The organism is Actibacterium mucosum KCTC 23349 (genome assembly GCF_000647975.1).
GTDB classification, from domain to species: domain Bacteria; phylum Pseudomonadota; class Alphaproteobacteria; order Rhodobacterales; family Rhodobacteraceae; genus Actibacterium; species Actibacterium mucosum.
On record NZ_JFKE01000002.1, the window covers coordinates 320,486 to 336,483 of the forward strand.

At 63.5% G+C, this 15,998-nt stretch carries 17 protein-coding genes; 6 read left to right on the forward strand and 11 right to left on the reverse strand.

Going from position 1 to position 15,998, the window contains the following annotated elements:
* Positions 1-43 precede the first annotated feature (43 nt).
* Positions 44-1,651, reverse strand: a complete 1,608-nt coding sequence (locus ACMU_RS04915; protein ID WP_035256781.1) for an SEL1-like repeat protein — start codon at positions 1,649-1,651, stop codon at positions 44-46.
* A gap of 72 nt (positions 1,652-1,723) precedes the next feature.
* Positions 1,724-2,902: a phosphoglycerate kinase gene (locus ACMU_RS04920; RefSeq protein ID WP_035256784.1), complete on the reverse strand. Its 1,179-nt coding sequence runs from the start codon at positions 2,900-2,902 to the stop codon at positions 1,724-1,726.
* 140 nt (positions 2,903-3,042) lie between these two features.
* Here ACMU_RS04920 and ACMU_RS04925 point away from each other — a divergent pair, with 140 nt between their 5' ends.
* The 3 genes from ACMU_RS04925 to ACMU_RS04935 all read left to right on the forward strand — a co-directional run bounded on the left by ACMU_RS04925 (position 3,043) and on the right by ACMU_RS04935 (position 5,138).
* Positions 3,043-3,552 (forward strand): peptidylprolyl isomerase, encoded by a 510-nt coding sequence (locus ACMU_RS04925; protein WP_035256787.1) that lies wholly within the window; start codon positions 3,043-3,045, stop codon positions 3,550-3,552.
* Positions 3,542-4,090 carry a peptidylprolyl isomerase gene (locus tag ACMU_RS04930; RefSeq protein ID WP_035256790.1) on the forward strand — a complete coding sequence of 183 codons (549 nt, stop codon included), beginning with the start codon at positions 3,542-3,544 and terminating at the stop codon, positions 4,088-4,090. The genes ACMU_RS04925 and ACMU_RS04930 overlap by 11 nt, the downstream gene beginning before the upstream one ends.
* Before the next feature lie 85 nt (positions 4,091-4,175).
* Positions 4,176-5,138 carry a DUF3179 domain-containing protein gene (locus ACMU_RS04935; RefSeq protein ID WP_035256791.1) on the forward strand — a complete coding sequence of 321 codons (963 nt, stop codon included), beginning with the start codon at positions 4,176-4,178 and terminating at the stop codon, positions 5,136-5,138.
* A 51-nt stretch (positions 5,139-5,189) separates the two neighbouring features.
* Here the strand turns inward: ACMU_RS04935 and ACMU_RS04940 are convergent, their stop codons facing one another.
* Together ACMU_RS04940 and tyrS are read right to left on the reverse strand one after the other, a co-directional pair.
* Positions 5,190-6,050, reverse strand: coding sequence for a GNAT family N-acetyltransferase (locus ACMU_RS04940; RefSeq protein ID WP_161635624.1), 861 nt, complete (start codon positions 6,048-6,050; stop codon positions 5,190-5,192).
* Between the two features lie 163 nt (positions 6,051-6,213).
* A complete protein-coding gene (gene tyrS, locus ACMU_RS04945) occupies positions 6,214-7,470 on the reverse strand; it encodes a tyrosine--tRNA ligase (RefSeq protein ID WP_035256793.1) in 1,257 nt (418 codons plus the stop codon).
* Positions 7,471-7,537: 67 nt separating this feature from the next.
* On the opposite strand from tyrS, the gene ACMU_RS04950 reads away from it, so the two are divergent.
* Positions 7,538-8,629 (forward strand): anhydro-N-acetylmuramic acid kinase, encoded by a 1,092-nt coding sequence (locus tag ACMU_RS04950; protein ID WP_035256795.1) that lies wholly within the window; start codon positions 7,538-7,540, stop codon positions 8,627-8,629.
* On the opposite strand, the gene ACMU_RS04955 is transcribed toward ACMU_RS04950, so the two are convergent.
* Positions 8,626-9,048, reverse strand: coding sequence for a cupin domain-containing protein (locus ACMU_RS04955; RefSeq protein WP_035256801.1), 423 nt, complete (start codon positions 9,046-9,048; stop codon positions 8,626-8,628). The two genes, ACMU_RS04950 and ACMU_RS04955, sit on opposite strands and share 4 nt — an antisense overlap.
* Positions 9,049-9,178: 130 nt before the next feature.
* On the opposite strand from ACMU_RS04955, the gene ACMU_RS04960 reads away from it, so the two are divergent.
* Positions 9,179-9,718 carry a peptide-methionine (R)-S-oxide reductase gene (locus ACMU_RS04960; protein WP_035256803.1) on the forward strand — a complete coding sequence of 180 codons (540 nt, stop codon included), beginning with the start codon at positions 9,179-9,181 and terminating at the stop codon, positions 9,716-9,718.
* Here ACMU_RS04960 and ACMU_RS04965 read toward each other — a convergent pair.
* Both ACMU_RS04965 and ACMU_RS04970 read right to left on the reverse strand, forming a co-directional pair.
* Positions 9,699-10,574, reverse strand: coding sequence for a DMT family transporter (locus tag ACMU_RS04965; RefSeq protein ID WP_035256805.1), 876 nt, complete (start codon positions 10,572-10,574; stop codon positions 9,699-9,701). The two genes, ACMU_RS04960 and ACMU_RS04965, sit on opposite strands and share 20 nt — an antisense overlap.
* A gap of 55 nt (positions 10,575-10,629) precedes the next feature.
* Positions 10,630-11,043: a Fur family transcriptional regulator gene (locus tag ACMU_RS04970; RefSeq protein WP_035256807.1), complete on the reverse strand. Its 414-nt coding sequence runs from the start codon at positions 11,041-11,043 to the stop codon at positions 10,630-10,632.
* Positions 11,044-11,171: 128 nt separating this feature from the next.
* Between ACMU_RS04970 and ACMU_RS04975 the strand changes: the two genes are divergently transcribed.
* The gene (locus tag ACMU_RS04975) at positions 11,172-12,077 is read left to right on the forward strand and encodes a DMT family transporter (protein ID WP_035256809.1); all 906 of its coding nucleotides are present in this window, start codon (positions 11,172-11,174) and stop codon (positions 12,075-12,077) included.
* On the opposite strand, the gene ACMU_RS04980 is transcribed toward ACMU_RS04975, so the two are convergent.
* From ACMU_RS04980 to ACMU_RS04995, 4 genes are all read right to left on the reverse strand, one after another.
* Entirely contained in the window at positions 12,056-13,480 is a 1,425-nt protein-coding gene (locus ACMU_RS04980) for a protein adenylyltransferase SelO (RefSeq protein ID WP_035256810.1), read from the reverse strand. The two genes, ACMU_RS04975 and ACMU_RS04980, sit on opposite strands and share 22 nt — an antisense overlap.
* Positions 13,477-13,926 (reverse strand): GNAT family N-acetyltransferase, encoded by a 450-nt coding sequence (locus ACMU_RS04985; RefSeq protein WP_035256812.1) that lies wholly within the window; start codon positions 13,924-13,926, stop codon positions 13,477-13,479. Before ACMU_RS04985 ends, ACMU_RS04980 begins: the two co-directional genes overlap by 4 nt.
* A complete protein-coding gene (locus ACMU_RS04990) occupies positions 13,923-14,867 on the reverse strand; it encodes a nucleoside hydrolase (RefSeq protein WP_035256814.1) in 945 nt (314 codons plus the stop codon). The genes ACMU_RS04985 and ACMU_RS04990 overlap by 4 nt, the downstream gene beginning before the upstream one ends.
* Positions 14,868-14,947: 80 nt before the next feature.
* Positions 14,948-15,958: a Fe(3+) ABC transporter substrate-binding protein gene (locus tag ACMU_RS04995; protein ID WP_035256816.1), complete on the reverse strand. Its 1,011-nt coding sequence runs from the start codon at positions 15,956-15,958 to the stop codon at positions 14,948-14,950.
* Positions 15,959-15,998 lie beyond the last annotated feature (40 nt).

Below are 15,998 nucleotides of genomic sequence, written 5' to 3' on the forward strand. Positions count from 1 at the left end.
GGCGCTAACTTACTGAAAGATTACATTTATTTAGTCGTCAAAGTTATTTTGACAGCGCATCGGCCAAATTGCGACCAATCCATGCTTCGGTTGCAAGGGCGCTTGCCTCGGCTTCGCGCGCTGCCCAGGCCGACGGATCGCCCGATGCACCCGACATGCGCGCATCGATCTCGGCCAGAATGTCGGCGCCTTCCGGATCGCCTGCGGCGGCAGCCAGCATCGCCCAGACCGCAGCCGTGCCGTAGGACCGGGTTTGGCCAAGACCGCTCAGCCGTTCTGCGGCCTGCATCCGGATCAGGTTGACGTTTGCAAGCGCTGAAACAGGCAATTGCGCGTTCGCCTCGGCATCTGCCTGAAGGGCAAGAATACGTTCAACCGGCAATTCGAGTTCCAAACGGTCCAGTTGCGCCTGCGCAGACGCTACGCCGCCCGACCCTGCCAGCAGGGCCCAGAAATAGGCCTGTTCCGGGGCACGATCTTCCATTGCTTCGGCAAGGATAACGGCGGCGTCCGGGTCTCCGTTGCGTGCCAGCCCCTCAAGGATCGCGGTGCCGGCAGCCATGTTCCGTGGCACTCCGTTACCCGACACCAGGGCCTCGCCCACAGTAAGCGCATCATCTGCTGACAGCGATGCGGCATCGTTCAGCGCGGCCTGAAGCAACGCCACCGGCAATGCGCCACGCGCGGCCGCCGGTGCCAGCGCGACGCGCGGCTGCAAATCTTCGAACATCAGCAGCGGGTCATCTTCGTAGCCGATGAAGTCTACATAAATATCGCTGTCGCTGTCGTACCCGGTTTCCAGAACCAGCCGGTTCGGATTGGCCAGAAAGCCCTGCCAAGCTTCGACGGTCGAATTCACAAAAGCCGCCTGCGCCTCGCTGATGGGTTCGGGCTGACCACCTTCGGGTGCGGCATCGGCGTTAATGCCCATCATGGCTTGGCTCAACATGCCATTGACCATGCCGCTTGCGGTTTCCGGGTTGGTCAGGGGTTCGGGCGCAAAGGCCTTCAGCTGCTCCCAGATGCCCAAGTTTTCAAGCGACAGCGTGGCCGAGGACATGAAAACGACAGGGTCGGGATTGTCCATGTCGTCACGGCCGTCAAACCACACATAGGTGAAGTCGCCGCTGGCAGACACGGCCGCCACATCGTCGATCTCGGCGAACACGTGAACGAAGGCTCCGGCGCTGGCGATGTCATAATCCATGTCGATGGTTGCACGGGGTACAAAGACCTCGGTCAGTCCGGCCATTTGCAGCGGTTGGCGCGCATCCGGTGGCAGGCAGGCGCCGTGCACCGACAACCCGCTGGCCTGCACCTTCAAGCGGATCTGCGAGGGGTCTTGTGGCGGGGCAGTGCGCAGCGCCAGCTTGTCCAGCCCGATGAAACAGTCACCGTTGTCGTCCCAGTCGGGAAGCGGCCACATGGCAACGTCGCTGATCGAGACGGTGCCGGACAGGGGCGAAACCACCATGTCGCCATATTGAATGTCCAGCTGCGTACGCGCTGCCATGATACCGGTTTGCAGCATGCGCTGCATCAGTTGCTCGGGCGTGATCAGGTCCAGCCACTCGCCCCAACTGTCGGCTTGGGATGGCACGGCGCCAAGACTGATCGTGGCAGCCGCTAAAATGGATGCGGTATGTCTCATGAAAAAGCTCCCCCTAAAATGAATTTCAGGGGGAGCCTAACACGAGACTGGCAATTCAAAGAAGGTCTTTGGTTAACCTTGCAGAGCCGCGACGCCGGGCAGGGTTTTGCCCTCCATCCATTCCAGGAATGCGCCGCCAGCCGACGAGATATAGGTGAAATCCCCCGCCGCGCCCGAGGTGTTCAGCGCCGCCACAGTGTCACCACCACCGGCGACCGAGGTCAGTCTGCCGGCGCGCGTCAGTTCCGCGGCCTTCAGCGCCGCGGCGTTGGTGGCGGCGTCGAATGGTTCGATCTCGAACGCACCAAACGGGCCATTCCAGATCAGCGTTTTGGCGTCGGCCAGAATCTCGGCGAAATAGGCCACAGTGGCAGGCCCAGCGTCCAGAATCATTGCGTCTTCGGGGCAGCTGTCTGCGGGTAGAACCTCGTTTGGCGCATTGGCCGCAAATTCGCGCGCCACAACGATGTCGGTTGGCAGAACCACCTTACAACCCGCATTCGCCGCCTTGTCCATGATCGCCAGCGCCGTGTCGGTCATGTCCAGCTCGGCCAGCGATTTGCCGATCGGCAGGTCATGCGCGGCGATGAACGTGTTGGCCATGCCGCCGCCGATCACAAGGTAGTCGACCTTTTCCACGAGGTTCCCCAAAAGCTCCAGCTTGGTGGACACCTTGGCGCCGCCGACAACCGCCACAACCGGACGCTCAGGCGCGCCAAGCGCAGCCTCCAGCGCCTCCAGCTCGGCCTGCATCAGGCGGCCGGCGCAGTTCGGCAGCAGGCGCGCAACCCCTTCGGTCGAGGCATGCGCACGGTGCGCGGCCGAAAACGCATCATTGCAGTAGATATCGCCCAGCGTGGCAAGGAACCCGGCCATCTGCGGGTCGTTGGCCTCTTCCATCGTGGTAAAGCGGGTGTTTTCCACCAGGATCACCGCGCCGAAGGGTTGTTCGTCGATAAACTCGCGGCTGGGACGTTCCACGAATGTAACCGCTGTGCCGAACGCTTCTTCCAGGGCCGGCACCAGCTGGCTCAGGCTCATCTCGGGCACCGGCTTGCCCTTGGGCCGGCCAAAATGCGCCAGTAGCACCGGTTTGCCGCCGCCGGCCAGGATATCCTTGATGGTCGGCACGATCCGGGTGATGCGCGTGGCATCAGTAACCTGGCCATCGGCCATAGGAACGTTGATGTCCACACGGGTCAGAACGACCTTGCCGGACAATTCGTGATCATCAAGGGTTTTCCACGACATCTTGCGTACTCCGCTGGCAGTTTCGCGCCTATAGACGCTATCGCTCGCCCTATCGTCAACCGAGATTGCGCCTGCACCCCTTTTCTTCACCTTCCTGTCGCACTAGGGTCCGCGCCAAGAGTTATTAACAGGAGCCCAAAATGGCCGAGATCAAAGACCCCGAGAACACGATCCTGATCGAGTTGAAGGATGGCACGGTGACCATCGAACTGCTGCCCGATATCGCGCCGATGCATTGCGACCGGATCAAAGAGCTGGCTCGTGCGGGTGCTTATGATGGTGTGGTCTTCCACCGCGTGATCGACGGTTTCATGGCCCAGACCGGCGATGTGCAGCACGGCAATGCCGACAAGGATTTTGACCTGCGCCGTGCGGGCACCGGCGGGTCCGAGCTGAAGGACGTGCCGGCCGAGTTCTCGGGCATCCCGCATGATCGCGGTACGTTGGGTGCTGCGCGCAGCCAGAACCCGAACTCGGCCAACAGCCAGTTCTTCATCAACTTCCAGGACAACCACTTCCTGAACCGCCAATATACCGTTTACGGTCGTGTGGTGGACGGTATGGACCATGTCGATGCCATCACGCGTGGCGAGCCGCCCGCGAGCCCCGACAAGATGATAAGCATGAAAGTGGCCGCCGATGTTGCGTAAACTGGCCCTGCTGGCGGCCATTGCCGCCACCCCGCTGCACGCCGCCGGGATCGAGATCACCGTGGCCGGCGAGGCCAATGGTGTGATCAAGATCGATCTGCTGGAAGATGTTGCGCCCGCCCATGTGGAGCGTATCACCACGCTGGCAACGGAGGGTGAGTATGACAACGTGGTCTTCCACCGCGTGATCGATGGCTTCATGGCGCAGACCGGCGATGTCGAATTTGGCAAGCTGGGCGAGGATATGCGTTTGGCTGGCCGTGGCGGTTCGACCTATGACGATCTGCCGGCCGAGTTTTCCGACGTGCCCTATGACCGCGGCGTGGTTGGTATGGCGCGCAGCCAGAACCCCAATTCCGCCAACAGCCAGTTCTTTATCATGTTTGACGAAGGGTATTTCCTGAACGGTCAGTACACGGTGGTAGGCCGTGTGACCGAGGGGCTGGACGTACTGGACGCGATCAAACGCGGTGCCGGTCCGAACGGCGCTGTTCTGGGCGAGCCGGACCGCATGGTTCTGGTCACCGTCACCGAATAAACACCTCTCACAGAATGGTGAGGCCCCCTATGCGGTGGGGGCCTTACTGCGTCATGCTGCCTTTGACTCTTTTGAGGAGGAACGCATGCGCATCATCTTGGCTGCCCTGGCCCTGATCCTGTCGACCGGTCTGGCGCTGGCCAGCCCCGATTTCTGGCGGCAGGAATGGCCTAATACCGATTTCGAAACCACCACGATTGAAAACTGGGGCGAGATCCTGTCGGGTGGCCCCCCCAAGGATGGTATTCCGGCGCTGACGGATCCGGGATTCATTTCGGTGACAGACGAGACACGGCTGGAAGGGCGCGAGCCGGTGATCACGCTGGAACTGGGCGGGGTGCCGCGCGCCTATCCGATCCGCTATCTGACCTGGCACGAGATCGTGAACGATGTGGTGGACGGCGTGCCGGTCGCGGTGACCTTTTGCCCCTTGTGCAACTCGGGCATGGTGTTTGACCGGCGGGTCGACGAGGGGGTGCTGGAATTTGGCGTCTCGGGCAAGCTGCGCAATTCCGACATGGTGATGTATGACCGCCAAACCGACAGCTGGTGGCAGCAGGCCATTGGCACCGGAATCGTTGGCCATTTCACCGGGCGCGAACTGGTGCAGCTGGCCACGTGGATGGAAAGCTGGGACGAGTTTCGCACCCGCAACCCCGATGGGCTGGTGATGGATGAACCGGCCTGGCGGCGCGCCTATGGGCGCAACCCTTACGTGGGCTATGACGGCTCGACCCGGCCATTTCTTTACAATGGCGAGCCGCCACCGCACGACATTCCGGCGCTGATGCGCGTGGTGCGCGTGGGTGATCGCGCCTGGACGCTGGGCCGTTTGCGCGACGAGGGCGAGGTGGCCGAGGCGGGGCTGGTGATCAGCTGGGCGGCGGGCCAGGCCTCGGCGCTGGATAGCGCGCGGATCGGGCAGGGCAAGGATGTGGGCACAATCCGGGTGCGGGACGCCAGCGGGGCGGATGTGCCCCATGACGTGATGTTCGCCTTTGCCTTTCACGCGTTTTGGCCCGACGGCAGGTGGATGTTACCAAATTGAGCGGCCTGCGGCCGCACGACATTCTGATTGGCGCGCGGGGCAGCCGTGGCGTCAGATCAGCAGGCTGCGGGGCAGGTTGCGGGCGATCAGGCTGAGGCCCGGAGCGCGGACCCAACTGCCGCCCAGCGATGCGACCTTGGCCCCGGTGCCCAGTTTGAACCGCGCCAGGCCGGGGGTGTTTTCCGTGTCGATCAGGCCCAGGTCTAGGGTTGAAACGCCGTTTTGCGACAGCCATTCCGCCGCCTGCCACAGGATCAGGTTATGGGCCGACGCGGCGCGGCCTGCGGCGGTGATGTGGCCGGTCTGATAGCTGGCCCCGTCGCCATGCAGGGTGAACAACATGGCGGCGACTGTGGTGTGGGCCTGCGTGGCAAGAAACAGCTGCACGTCGCCGGGGGATTGAAGGGCATACGCCTCGATCACTTGCGGGGGCAGGGGGCGGTAGCCGCGGGTTCGGGCCTGCGCGGTGTCGGCCCGAAAGAGCCATTGGGCGCGGGTGTCAGGCAGGGGGTGGCGGGTGACGCGCAGGGGCGCGTTTTGCGCGTGGCGCAGGCGGTTGCGCCATTTCTGGTGCAGCGCGTCCAGACGGTCCTGCGCGGGTCCCGTCAGGTCCAGCATTGCGCGGCGCGCAGGGGTATAGAGTGGGAAGAACCCCGCATCGCGGCAGGCCTGCGGCGCCGGAAAGGTTGGGTTCAGCAGCACCATGCGCTGGCCGGCGCGGCGGGCCGCGTTACGCAGCGCCTCGGGCGGTGCGTCAGAGCGCGAGATCAGCCCGATACGGCCCAGCCCCGGCACGCGACGCAGCACCATCTGCGCATCTGGCCAATCGCCCAGCGGCAGGGCGCGCGTGGCCACGCCCAGCGTGTTCAGCGCGGCGGCAAAGGCGGGCATCTGCATCAGCTCGGTGCTCATGGCGCCCATTAACCCTATCGCAAGCTAAGGCGTGGTTAATGGGGCGATGAAACGGGATCAGAGCAAAGTTTTGGGCATAACCGCCCCGCCATCGCGGCCCAGCCTTGCGGCGGGGCTGTTATTGGCGACGGGGCTGTCGGTGCTTTTTCTGGCGGTGCTGGCCTTAGTCGGCTAGGCGCACCAGCGCGTGGCGCTTTTTGCCGGCGCTCAGCTTGATGGGCTCGGCCAGCGCGGCGGCGTCGATGATCAGCCCGGCCTCGGTCAACGGTGCGTCGTTCAGGCGCGCGCCGTTTTCGGCGATCAGGCGCTTGGCCTCTTTGCCCGATTTGGTCAGACCCGAGCGTACGATCAGCTGCACGATGGAAATGCCATCGCCCAGATCCGCGGCCGACAGGTCCAGCGTGGGCAGATCATCGCCCACACCGCCCTTTTCGAACACCGCGCGCGCGGTCGCCTCGGCCGCCGCCGCGGCCTCCGCCCCGTGGCACAGCGTGGTGATCTCGTTGGCCAGGATCACCTTGGCCGCGTTGATCTCGGACCCTTCAAGCGCGCCCAGACGGTTGCATTCGTCAACCGGCAGTTCGGTGTACAGCTTCAGGAACCGGCCCACATCGGCATCGGTGGTGTTGCGCCAGAACTGCCAGAACTCGTAGGTGCTGCGCATCTCGGCGTTCAGCCACACCGCGCCGTCCTGGCTTTTGCCCATCTTCTTGCCGTCGCTGGTGGTCAGCAGCGGCGAGGTCAGGCCAAAGATCTCATGATCCAGCACCCGGCGCGTCAGGTCGATCCCGTTGACGATATTGCCCCACTGGTCCGAGCCGCCCATCTGCAGCAGACAGCCATAGCGGCGGTTCAGCTCCAGAAAATCATAGGCTTGCAGGATCATATAGTTGAACTCAAGAAAGCTCAGCGATTGCTCGCGGTCCAGCCGCGACTTCACCGATTCAAAGCTCAGCATCCGGTTCACGCTGAAATGGCGGCCAATGTCGCGCAGGAAATCGAGATAGTTCAACTCGTCCAGCCATTCGGCATTGTTCAGCATCAGCGCGCGGTTGGGCGCGTCGGTGTCGTAATCGAGGTATTTGGCAAAGACCTGCTTGATCCCGGCGATATTGGCGTCAATCGCATCGGGCGTCAGCAGCGGGCGTTCATCGGCGCGAAAGCTGGGATCGCCCACCTTGGTGGTGCCGCCGCCCATCAGGGTGATCGGCTGGTGCCCGGTTTTCTGCAACCAGCGCAGCATCATGATCTGGATCAGGCTGCCCACATGCAGCGATTTCGCGGTGGCGTCAAAGCCGATATAGGCCGGGACCACGCCAGCAATCAGGGCGTCATCGAGCGCCTGATAATCGGTGCAGTCGGCCAGAAAGCCGCGTTCGATCATCACACGCATGAAATCTGATTTGGGGTGATAGGTCATCGGTCTCTTGTCCACGGGCGCAGTTTCGGACACTCCTATAGCGGTGTGTGCGTGGAAGGGAAAGAGGATGCAGGGCAACGAACCGCTTTGGGCGTTGGGGATGATGTCGGGCACGTCGCTGGACGGGGTGGATGCGGCGATGCTGCTGAGTGACGGCACGCGCATTCTTGAGTTCGGCGACAGCGCCTATCGCGCCTATTCGGCGGCCGAGGGGGCCGCGCTGCGCGCGGGTCTGGGCCTTTGGCCCGGCGACGATGGCGTGGCAGGGGCCGGTGCGGTGATCGACGCGGCGCATGCCGATCTGGCGGCGCAGTTCTCGCCCGATCTGATCGGGTTTCACGGCCAGACCCTGGCGCATGATCCCGGCGGGCGCGGCACCCATCAGGTGGGCGATGGCGCGCTGCTGGCGCATTCGCTGGGCCGGCCGGTTGTCTGGGATTTTCGCAGCAACGATGTGCAGATGGGCGGGCAGGGTGCGCCACTTGCGCCGTTTTACCACTTTGCCTGCGCGCAGTGGATGGGGGCAACGGCGCCCATCGCGTTTCTGAACCTGGGCGGCGTGGGCAACCTGACATGGGTGGACCCAACCAAACCCGCGCCCGAGGCGGATGGGGCGCTTTTGGCCTTTGACACCGGACCGGCCAACGCGCCGATCAACGATCTGGTGCAGGCGCGGCTGGGCGCAGACATGGACAGGAACGGCGCGCTGGCTGCAGCGGGCAAGGTGGCCCACAGCGCGTTAGAGCTGTTCCTGATGGATCCGTATTTTGGCCGCATCCCGCCCAAATCGCTGGACCGGGACGCGTTCTCCGAAATGATGGCCCTGGTGCGCGAACTGGATGATGCCGACGCGGCGGCGACGCTGACGGCGATGGCGGCGGCCGCGGTCATGCAGGGGATCAGCCATTGCCCCGTCCCGCCCACGCGGCTGCTGGTCACCGGCGGTGGGCGGCACAACAAGGTGATGATGGCGATGATCGCGGCGGGGCTGGATTGCCCGGTGGACCCGGTCGAGGCGGCCGGGCTGGATGGCGATATGTTAGAGGCGCAGGCCTTTGCCTTCCTCGCCATCCGGGTGCTGCGGGGGCTGCCGACCTCGGCCCCCGGTACAACCGGCGTGATGGCCGCCGTTGGCGGCGGGCAGATCAGCCGCCCCTAGCTGCGCGGGATGTCGAACCCCGGAGCGGCCAGTTCGAACCCCTCAAACTGAAAACCGGGGCTGACGGTGCAGCCCACCAGCGTATAGTCACCGGTGCTGCGCGCGGCCTGCCAATGGCCCACCGGCACAACCCGTTGCGGCGCCTGGCCGGCGGCCAGATCGGGGCCAAGAAGGTGATCCCGGGCGGGGCCGGCCTCGGTCTCGGCCATCGACAGGATCAGCGGCGCACCGGCATAGAAATGCCAGATCTCGGCGGCATCGACGCGGTGCCAATGGCTGCGCTCATCGCCTTTCAGCAGGAAATAGATGCAGGTGCCCGCGGCACGGCCCGGCCCCTCGGCCACCCATGTCTGGCGGTAATGGCCGCCCTCGGGATGGGGGGCAAGCTGCAGCGTTTCGATGATTTGATCGGCGGTCATGGTGGCTCCTGCCTGACGGCGCGCACACGGGCGCTGACAGTGACGTGAAATGAGTTTTGTCGGCGCAGAATGTGCCGCGTGATAGCCTTTTCATCAAGCACTTAAACCGCCCTTGGATGGAGGAAGGCCAATGGCAGAAGATATCAAATTCGGGCGCCGGGCCTTTCTGGGCAGCGCGGCGATGGGCGCCGCCGGGCTCGGCGCTGCACCGGCCCTGGCCAGCGCCGAAACCGGTTATTCCTACGAGGTTCAGCGATCAGATGCCGAATGGCGCGCGATGCTGACCGACGAGGAATATGGCATCCTGCGCGAAGGCCAGACAGAGCAACCTCGTACCAGCCTCTATTGGGCCGACAACCCCGATGGCACCTATCACTGCAAGGGGTGTGACCTGCATGTCTATTCGTCGGAATGGAAAGTGGTCTGGAAATCGAAGGGCTGGGTGTTCTTTCGTCACAGCGAGGGCAATGCCACGATGACCGCGATCGACCGGGTGATCCCACCCGCGTATGGTGGCAACGGCATGGCCAACCCCAATGCCCAACGTGCGCTGATCGAAACCCATTGCCGTCGCTGCGGTTCGCATCTGGGTCACACGTTGATGATCAACCTGATGGTCATTCACTGCATCAACGGCAAAGCGCTGAACTTCAGGCCGGTCGAGGCCTGATCCGCGCCCTCTCGCGTGCCAGCGTGTACAGACCCGACCCGATGATGACAGCCGCGCCAAGATAGGTTGCGGTGTCCGGGCGTTCGCCAAAAACAATTATGCCCAGCGCCATCGCGAACAACAGGCGGCTGTAACGGAACGGGGTCACCACCGCGACATCGCCCTGCCGCATCGCCGCGACAATGGCATAATACCCGGCAACACCGACAACCACGCTGATCGACAAAAGCAAAGCCAGATCGGGCGTAACTGCCACGTAATCCTGCCCCGTCGCGACCATCAGGATCGCCGACGGGGGTACAATCAGACCAAAGCCAAAGGTTGACATCTGTACTGCCGAAACCTCTGGCGGTGCCGCACGCGTGGCCAGGTCGCGTACGGCCAGCCCCAGCACGCCGCCGACGGCAAAAAGTGCATTGGCGTCAAACCCGTCCAACCCCGGTTTCAGGATGATCAGGACGCCAACGAAACCTGTGCCAATCGCGGTCCAACGACGCCAACCCACGGTTTCCCCCAGAAACATCGCGGCCCCCATGGTCACAACCAATGGCATGGCCTGCAGGATCGAGGCGGCGGTGGACAGCGGCGTCAGCGCAATGGCGGATACGAAGCAAAGCGTGCCAAAGATCTCGCCCAGGTTTCGGGCAATCAGCGCGGGGTGCAGCATCGCGCGCGTGAACACACGCCGGCCGCTGAGGCGCGTCAGCGCCGCAAATACCGCTGCGCCCCCAACGCCCAGAATCACCAGAACCTGTCCCATCGGCATCTGCGCTGTCAGAATCTTGATGAATGTGTCTTCAACGGCAAACAGCGCCATCGAGGCCACCATCATCGTGATTCCGCGCAGGTTTTCCATTGGCGATCCCTTCTTCGGAAACCGCCGTATCTGGTTTTACCCTTTGGTAAAAGCTCTATTTGCGTTTCAGCGGAACACCATACAGTTCCAACCGGTGGTCCTTCAGCTCGAACCCCAGCTTCTGCGCGATCTTTTCCTGCAGCGCCTCGATCTCGGCATCGACAAATTCGATCACCTCACCGGTGGTCATGTCAATCAGATGATCGTGATGATCCCGCTCGGCATCTTCGTACCGTGCGCGGCCATCGCCAAATTCCAGCTTGTCCAGAATGCCGGCCTCTTCGAACAGTTTCACCGTTCGATAGACCGTCGCAATCGAGATCTTGGGGTCGCGCGCCACAGCCCTGTTATAAAGCTGCTCCACGTCCGGATGGTCGTCACTTTCCTGCATAACCGTCGCGATGACACGGCGCGGGCCTGTCATGCGCAGCCCCTTGGCTTCGCAACGTGAAATGATCGTGTCGCCCATGTGGCCTCCGGTATGCAAGGTCACGGGCGGTATAACGCGACCAAAGTCGCCATGGCCAGAGGGGAATTGGCGTTGACGTTGCCGCAGCTTGCGCAGAACGTGGCACGGAAATTCGCAAAGAGGGCCCCATGGCGCGAAAACCCCATATTGACCTGTCCGGCGCCCTGATGCTGATCGGGTTTTCGGCTTTGCTGGCCTACAACCAAGTTGTGATCCGCGTGGTGAACGAGGGCTTTCAGCCGGTGTTCTGGGCCGGGCTGCGGTCGCTGGGCGGGGCGCTGTGCCTGGTCGTCTGGTTTCGGTTGCGCCGTGACGGCACGTGGTTCAGCCCCGGCCAATGGCCCGCGGGGCTGCTGATTGGCACGGTGTTCGCGTTGGAATTCATCTTTCTGTTCATCGCGTTGGATCTGACCACCGTGGTGCGCACGTCAGTCATTTTCTACACCATGCCCTTGTGGCTGGCGCTGATCTCGCACTTTCTTTTGCCGGACGAACGGATCACTCCGGTTAAGGCCGCGGGCTTGGCGGCTGCATTTGCCGGAGTTGTCGTGGCGATTGTCGGGCGCGGCGGAGCAGAGGGGCAGGCCAGCCTGATTGGCGACCTTTGTGCGCTTGGCGGTGCGTTGACCTGGGCCGGTATCGCCCTGTGCGCCCGCGGTACGTCGCTGGCCCGCGTATCCCCGCGCGAACAACTGTTGTGGCAGGTGACGGTGTCGGCACCAATCCTGTTGCTGGCTTCCCTCGCTTTCGGAGAGCTTTTGCGCGATCCGCAGCCAATCCATTATGCCGGACTGGCCTTTCAGATCGTCGTGGTGGTGACCGCCGCATTCCTGCTGTGGCTGTGGCTGATCTCGGTTTATCCGGTCGCCAGCGTGGCCAGCTTTTCCTTCCTCAGCCCGGTTTTCGGCGTGGCGCTTGGCTGGCTGTTGCTGGACGAACCGGTGGGCTGGTCGATGCTGATCGCGCTGGTGCTGGTGGCGGTTGGGATCATCCTGATCAACCGCCCCAAACCTCAGGTGCCGCAAAAGGTCTGACGCACCTCTTCACCGGGTTCAGGCGGGGTGGTCCACAGGGCATCATCGGGTTTGGTGAACGGGTGTGTTACGGCCCTGAGCATGTCATGGAAGAAATCCAGTTCACCCTCGGTCGCCTGCGTGATGGCACGTTCCACCAGGTGGTTGCGCGGGATCACGGCCGGGTTGGCGCGGGTCATCAGCGCCTCTTGATCCGCCGTTGCCCCATCCCGGTCGCGGCGCGCCTGCCATTCCGCTGCCCAAGCGTCAAAGGCAGGCCGGTTCGTCACCCATTCCGCCGCCGTTCCATCGGCCAGCCCGCGGAAAACATTGGTGAAATCGTCGTGGTCCGCTTGCAGGATCTTCAGCAGCCCACCAATCAGCGCCTCATCCCCATCCTCGGCCCGGTTCAGCCCCAGCTTGGCGCGAAAGGCGCGCAGCCACGCCGCCTGCATCAGCCCGGCAAACTCGTTCAGCACCGGCCCGGCGACGGCAATGGCGGTGTTCTGATCCTCGTCGATCACCGGCAGCAGGGCCGAGGCCAGCTGTGCCAGGTTCCACAACGCGATATCGGGTTGACGGTTATAGGCATAGCGCCCGCCATGGTCGATCGAGCTGAAGACCTTGCCCTGATCATACCCGTCCAGAAAGGCGCAGGGGCCATAGTCGATGGTCTCGCCCGAGATCGTCATATTGTCGGTGTTCATCACCCCATGCACGAAGCCAAGGGCCATCCATTGGGCGATCAGCTGCGCCTGGGCGGCGACCACACCGCGCAGCAACTCCAGCGCGCCGTCGGCTTGTGGATAGTGCCGGGCGATGGCGTGATCGGTCAGGGCTTGCAGGGCCTCGGTATCGCCCTGCGAGGCAAAATACTGAAACGTTCCCACCCGGATATGGCTGGCCGCAACGCGGGTCAGCACCGCGCCGGGCAGGGTGGTTTCCCGATATACTGCCTCGCCTGTCGTGACCGCGGCCAAGGCGCGTGTCGTGGGCACGCCCATTGCATGCATGGCCTCGGACACGACGTATTCGCGAATAACCGGACCCAGCCCCGCGCGCCCGTCACCGCGGCGGGAATAGGGTGTGGGGCCAGAGCCCTTTAGTTGAAGATCGCGGCGCAAGCCATTGGTATCAATAACCTCTCCCAGCAGCAACGCGCGCCCGTCGCCCAGCTGCGGCGACCAGCCACCGAACTGATGCCCGGCATAAACCTGCGCCAAGGGCGCGGCGCCATCGGGCACCGCATTGCCGGCCAGAACCGCAACGCCATCGGCGCTGCGCAGCCACGCCGCGTCAATGCCCAGTTCGGCGGCCAAAGCGTCGTTCACCGCCACCAGACCGGGCGCGGCCACCGGGGTGGCCGTCATGCGGGTAAAGAACCGTTCGGGCAATTGGGCATAGCTGTTGTCGAAGGCAATCATGCAAGAATCCGGGTCATCAGGTGATAGGTGTCGCGGGCGTTAAACCCCATGCGGGTATATAGGCGCTTGGCGGCGTCGTTGGCGCGTTCAACCTCCATGTGGATCGCCTTGACCCCCATCTGCGCCAACATGGGCAGCAGGGCCATCAATGTCTGGCTGCCCATGCCGCGGCCACGCACGGCGGGACGGATGAAGAACTCGTCGATGAACGCGTCGCGCCCGCCCAACTCGATGGAAAAGCCGAAGGCCACGGCGATATAGCCCACCGGCGCGCGCGGCGGGCCGATCAGCCAGATCGCCGCGTGGATGTCATCAGACAGCATCTGGGTCAGCACCGCGATGCGGTCATCGTCGGATTGCTCGATCTGGTGGTGGTCGTGAAAGGCCGCGACCAGCGGGGCAAGGCGGGGGATGTCGTCGACCGTGGCCAGGCGGATCAGGCTCATAGCCGCGCCAGACGGTCGGTCAGCAGGGCAAAGAAGCCGTCGGCGTCGATATCCCCCATGAAGGTGGCATTGGGTGTGCGGCCCGACACGCGCCACCAATCGGCGACGGTCATGCCCAGGGTCAGCTCGGACCCGGTCTCAACCTCGACATTGATATGGCGGCCGGTGAATAGCTCGGGCCGGATCAGGTAGGCGGTCACGCAAGGATCGTGCAGCGGTGCGCCGTTCGAGCCGTATTTCTCTTTGTCGAACCGTTCGAAGAAATCCGTCATCTCGGCCACCGCATGGCCCACCGGCGTGCCCAGCGCGCGGAAGGCGTCGTTGCGCGGCTTGGTGACCAGCGCCTTGTGGGTGACGTCCAGCGGCATCACCACGATGGGCACGCCCGCAGCAAAAACGGCTTTGGCGGCCTCGGGGTCGACAAAGATGTTGAACTCGGCCGCGGGTGTGATGTTGCCAACCTCGAAATACGCGCCGCCCATCAGGACAATCTCCTGCACGCGGGGGATGATATCGGGGGCCTTGGCGAAGGCGGTGGCGATATTGGTCAGCGGCCCCAACGGGCAGAGCGTGACGGTATCGGTCTCTTGCGCTCGCAGGGTTTCGATAATGAAATCAACCGCATGGGCGTCCTGCAACGGCATCATGGGGTCGGGCAGCGTGGGGCCGTCGAGCCCGGTTTTGCCATGCACATGTTCGGCGGTGACCAGTTTGCGGGCGATGGGCGCGTCGCAGCCGGCGAAGACCTTGACGTCGGGTTTGCCGGCCAGTTCGCAGATTATCCGCGCGTTTTTCTGGGTCAGCGACAGCGGCACATTGCCGGCCACGGCGGTGATGCCCAGCACGTCGATCTCATCCGGGCTGGCCAGCGCCAGAAGGATGGCAACGGCGTCGTCCTGACCGGGATCGGTGTCGATGATGATCTTGCGGGGGGTGGGCATTTTGGTCTCCTGCGTTACCGGGCGGAGACTGGCAAGGGCGCCGGAGGATGTCCAGCGCCCTTTCGTTCCGTGGGCGGCAATCAGCCGTCGAAATTGACCTCTTCGACCAGCCGCAGCGCGGTGGCGCGGTGCCCGGCCAGGGTCATCAGGTTCACGTCGTCGGCGTCAAAGCTGCCCCAGCTTTGCACCAGATCGCTGGGGGTCGAGCCGGGGGCGACGGGGTATTCGAAATTTGCCTCGGCATAAATTTCCTGGGCCGCGGGCGAGGTCAGGAATTCCAGCAGCTTGATCGCGTTGTCGCGGTTCGGCGCCGATTTGGTCAGCCCCACGCCCGAGATGTTCACATGGGTGCCTTGCCCTTCGAATTCGGGGAAGGTCACGTTGACGGCGTTGGCCCAGGCTGTCTGTTCCTCGTCCGACAGCATCTTGCCGAAATAGTAGTTATTGCCCAGCGAGATGTCGCATTCGCCGGCCCAGATCGCCTTGACCTGCGCGCGGTCATTGCCCTGCGGTTTGCGGGCCAGGTTGGCTTTGACGCCTTCCAGCCATGTCTTGGTTTCCGCCTCGCCGTGATGTTCGATCATCGCGGCCACCAGACCCAGTGTGTAGACATGCGTGCCCGAGCGGGTGCAGATGCGGCCCGCCCATTTCGGGTCGGCCAGGTCTTCATAGCTGGTGATCTCGGCCGGATCGACGCGGTCTTTGGAGGCATAGACGATCCGCGCCCGCGTGGTCACGCCGAACCAGCGGTTGTCGGGGTCGCGATATTGCGCGGGCACGTTGGCGGCGATCACGTCGCTTTCCACCGGTGCCAGTACGTCGGCGTCCACCGCACCGGCAAGGCGCGAGATATCAACGGTCAGGATCACATCGGCGGGCGAGCGTTTGCCTTCGGCTTCAAGCCGTTCGACCAGACCTTTGCTCAGAAACACGACATTGGTGTTGATCCCGGTTTCGGTGGTGAAGGCATCCAGCAGCGGCTGGATCAGTTCGGGCTGGCGATACGAATAGATGTTTACGTCTTCGGCGGCGGCCGACAGGGCCGAGGCGCTCAGAACAGCGGCGCAAAAAGAGGTGCGGAGGAAAGCCATCGTCAAACTCCTGATTGGCGTGATGAGGGCTATAAACCCG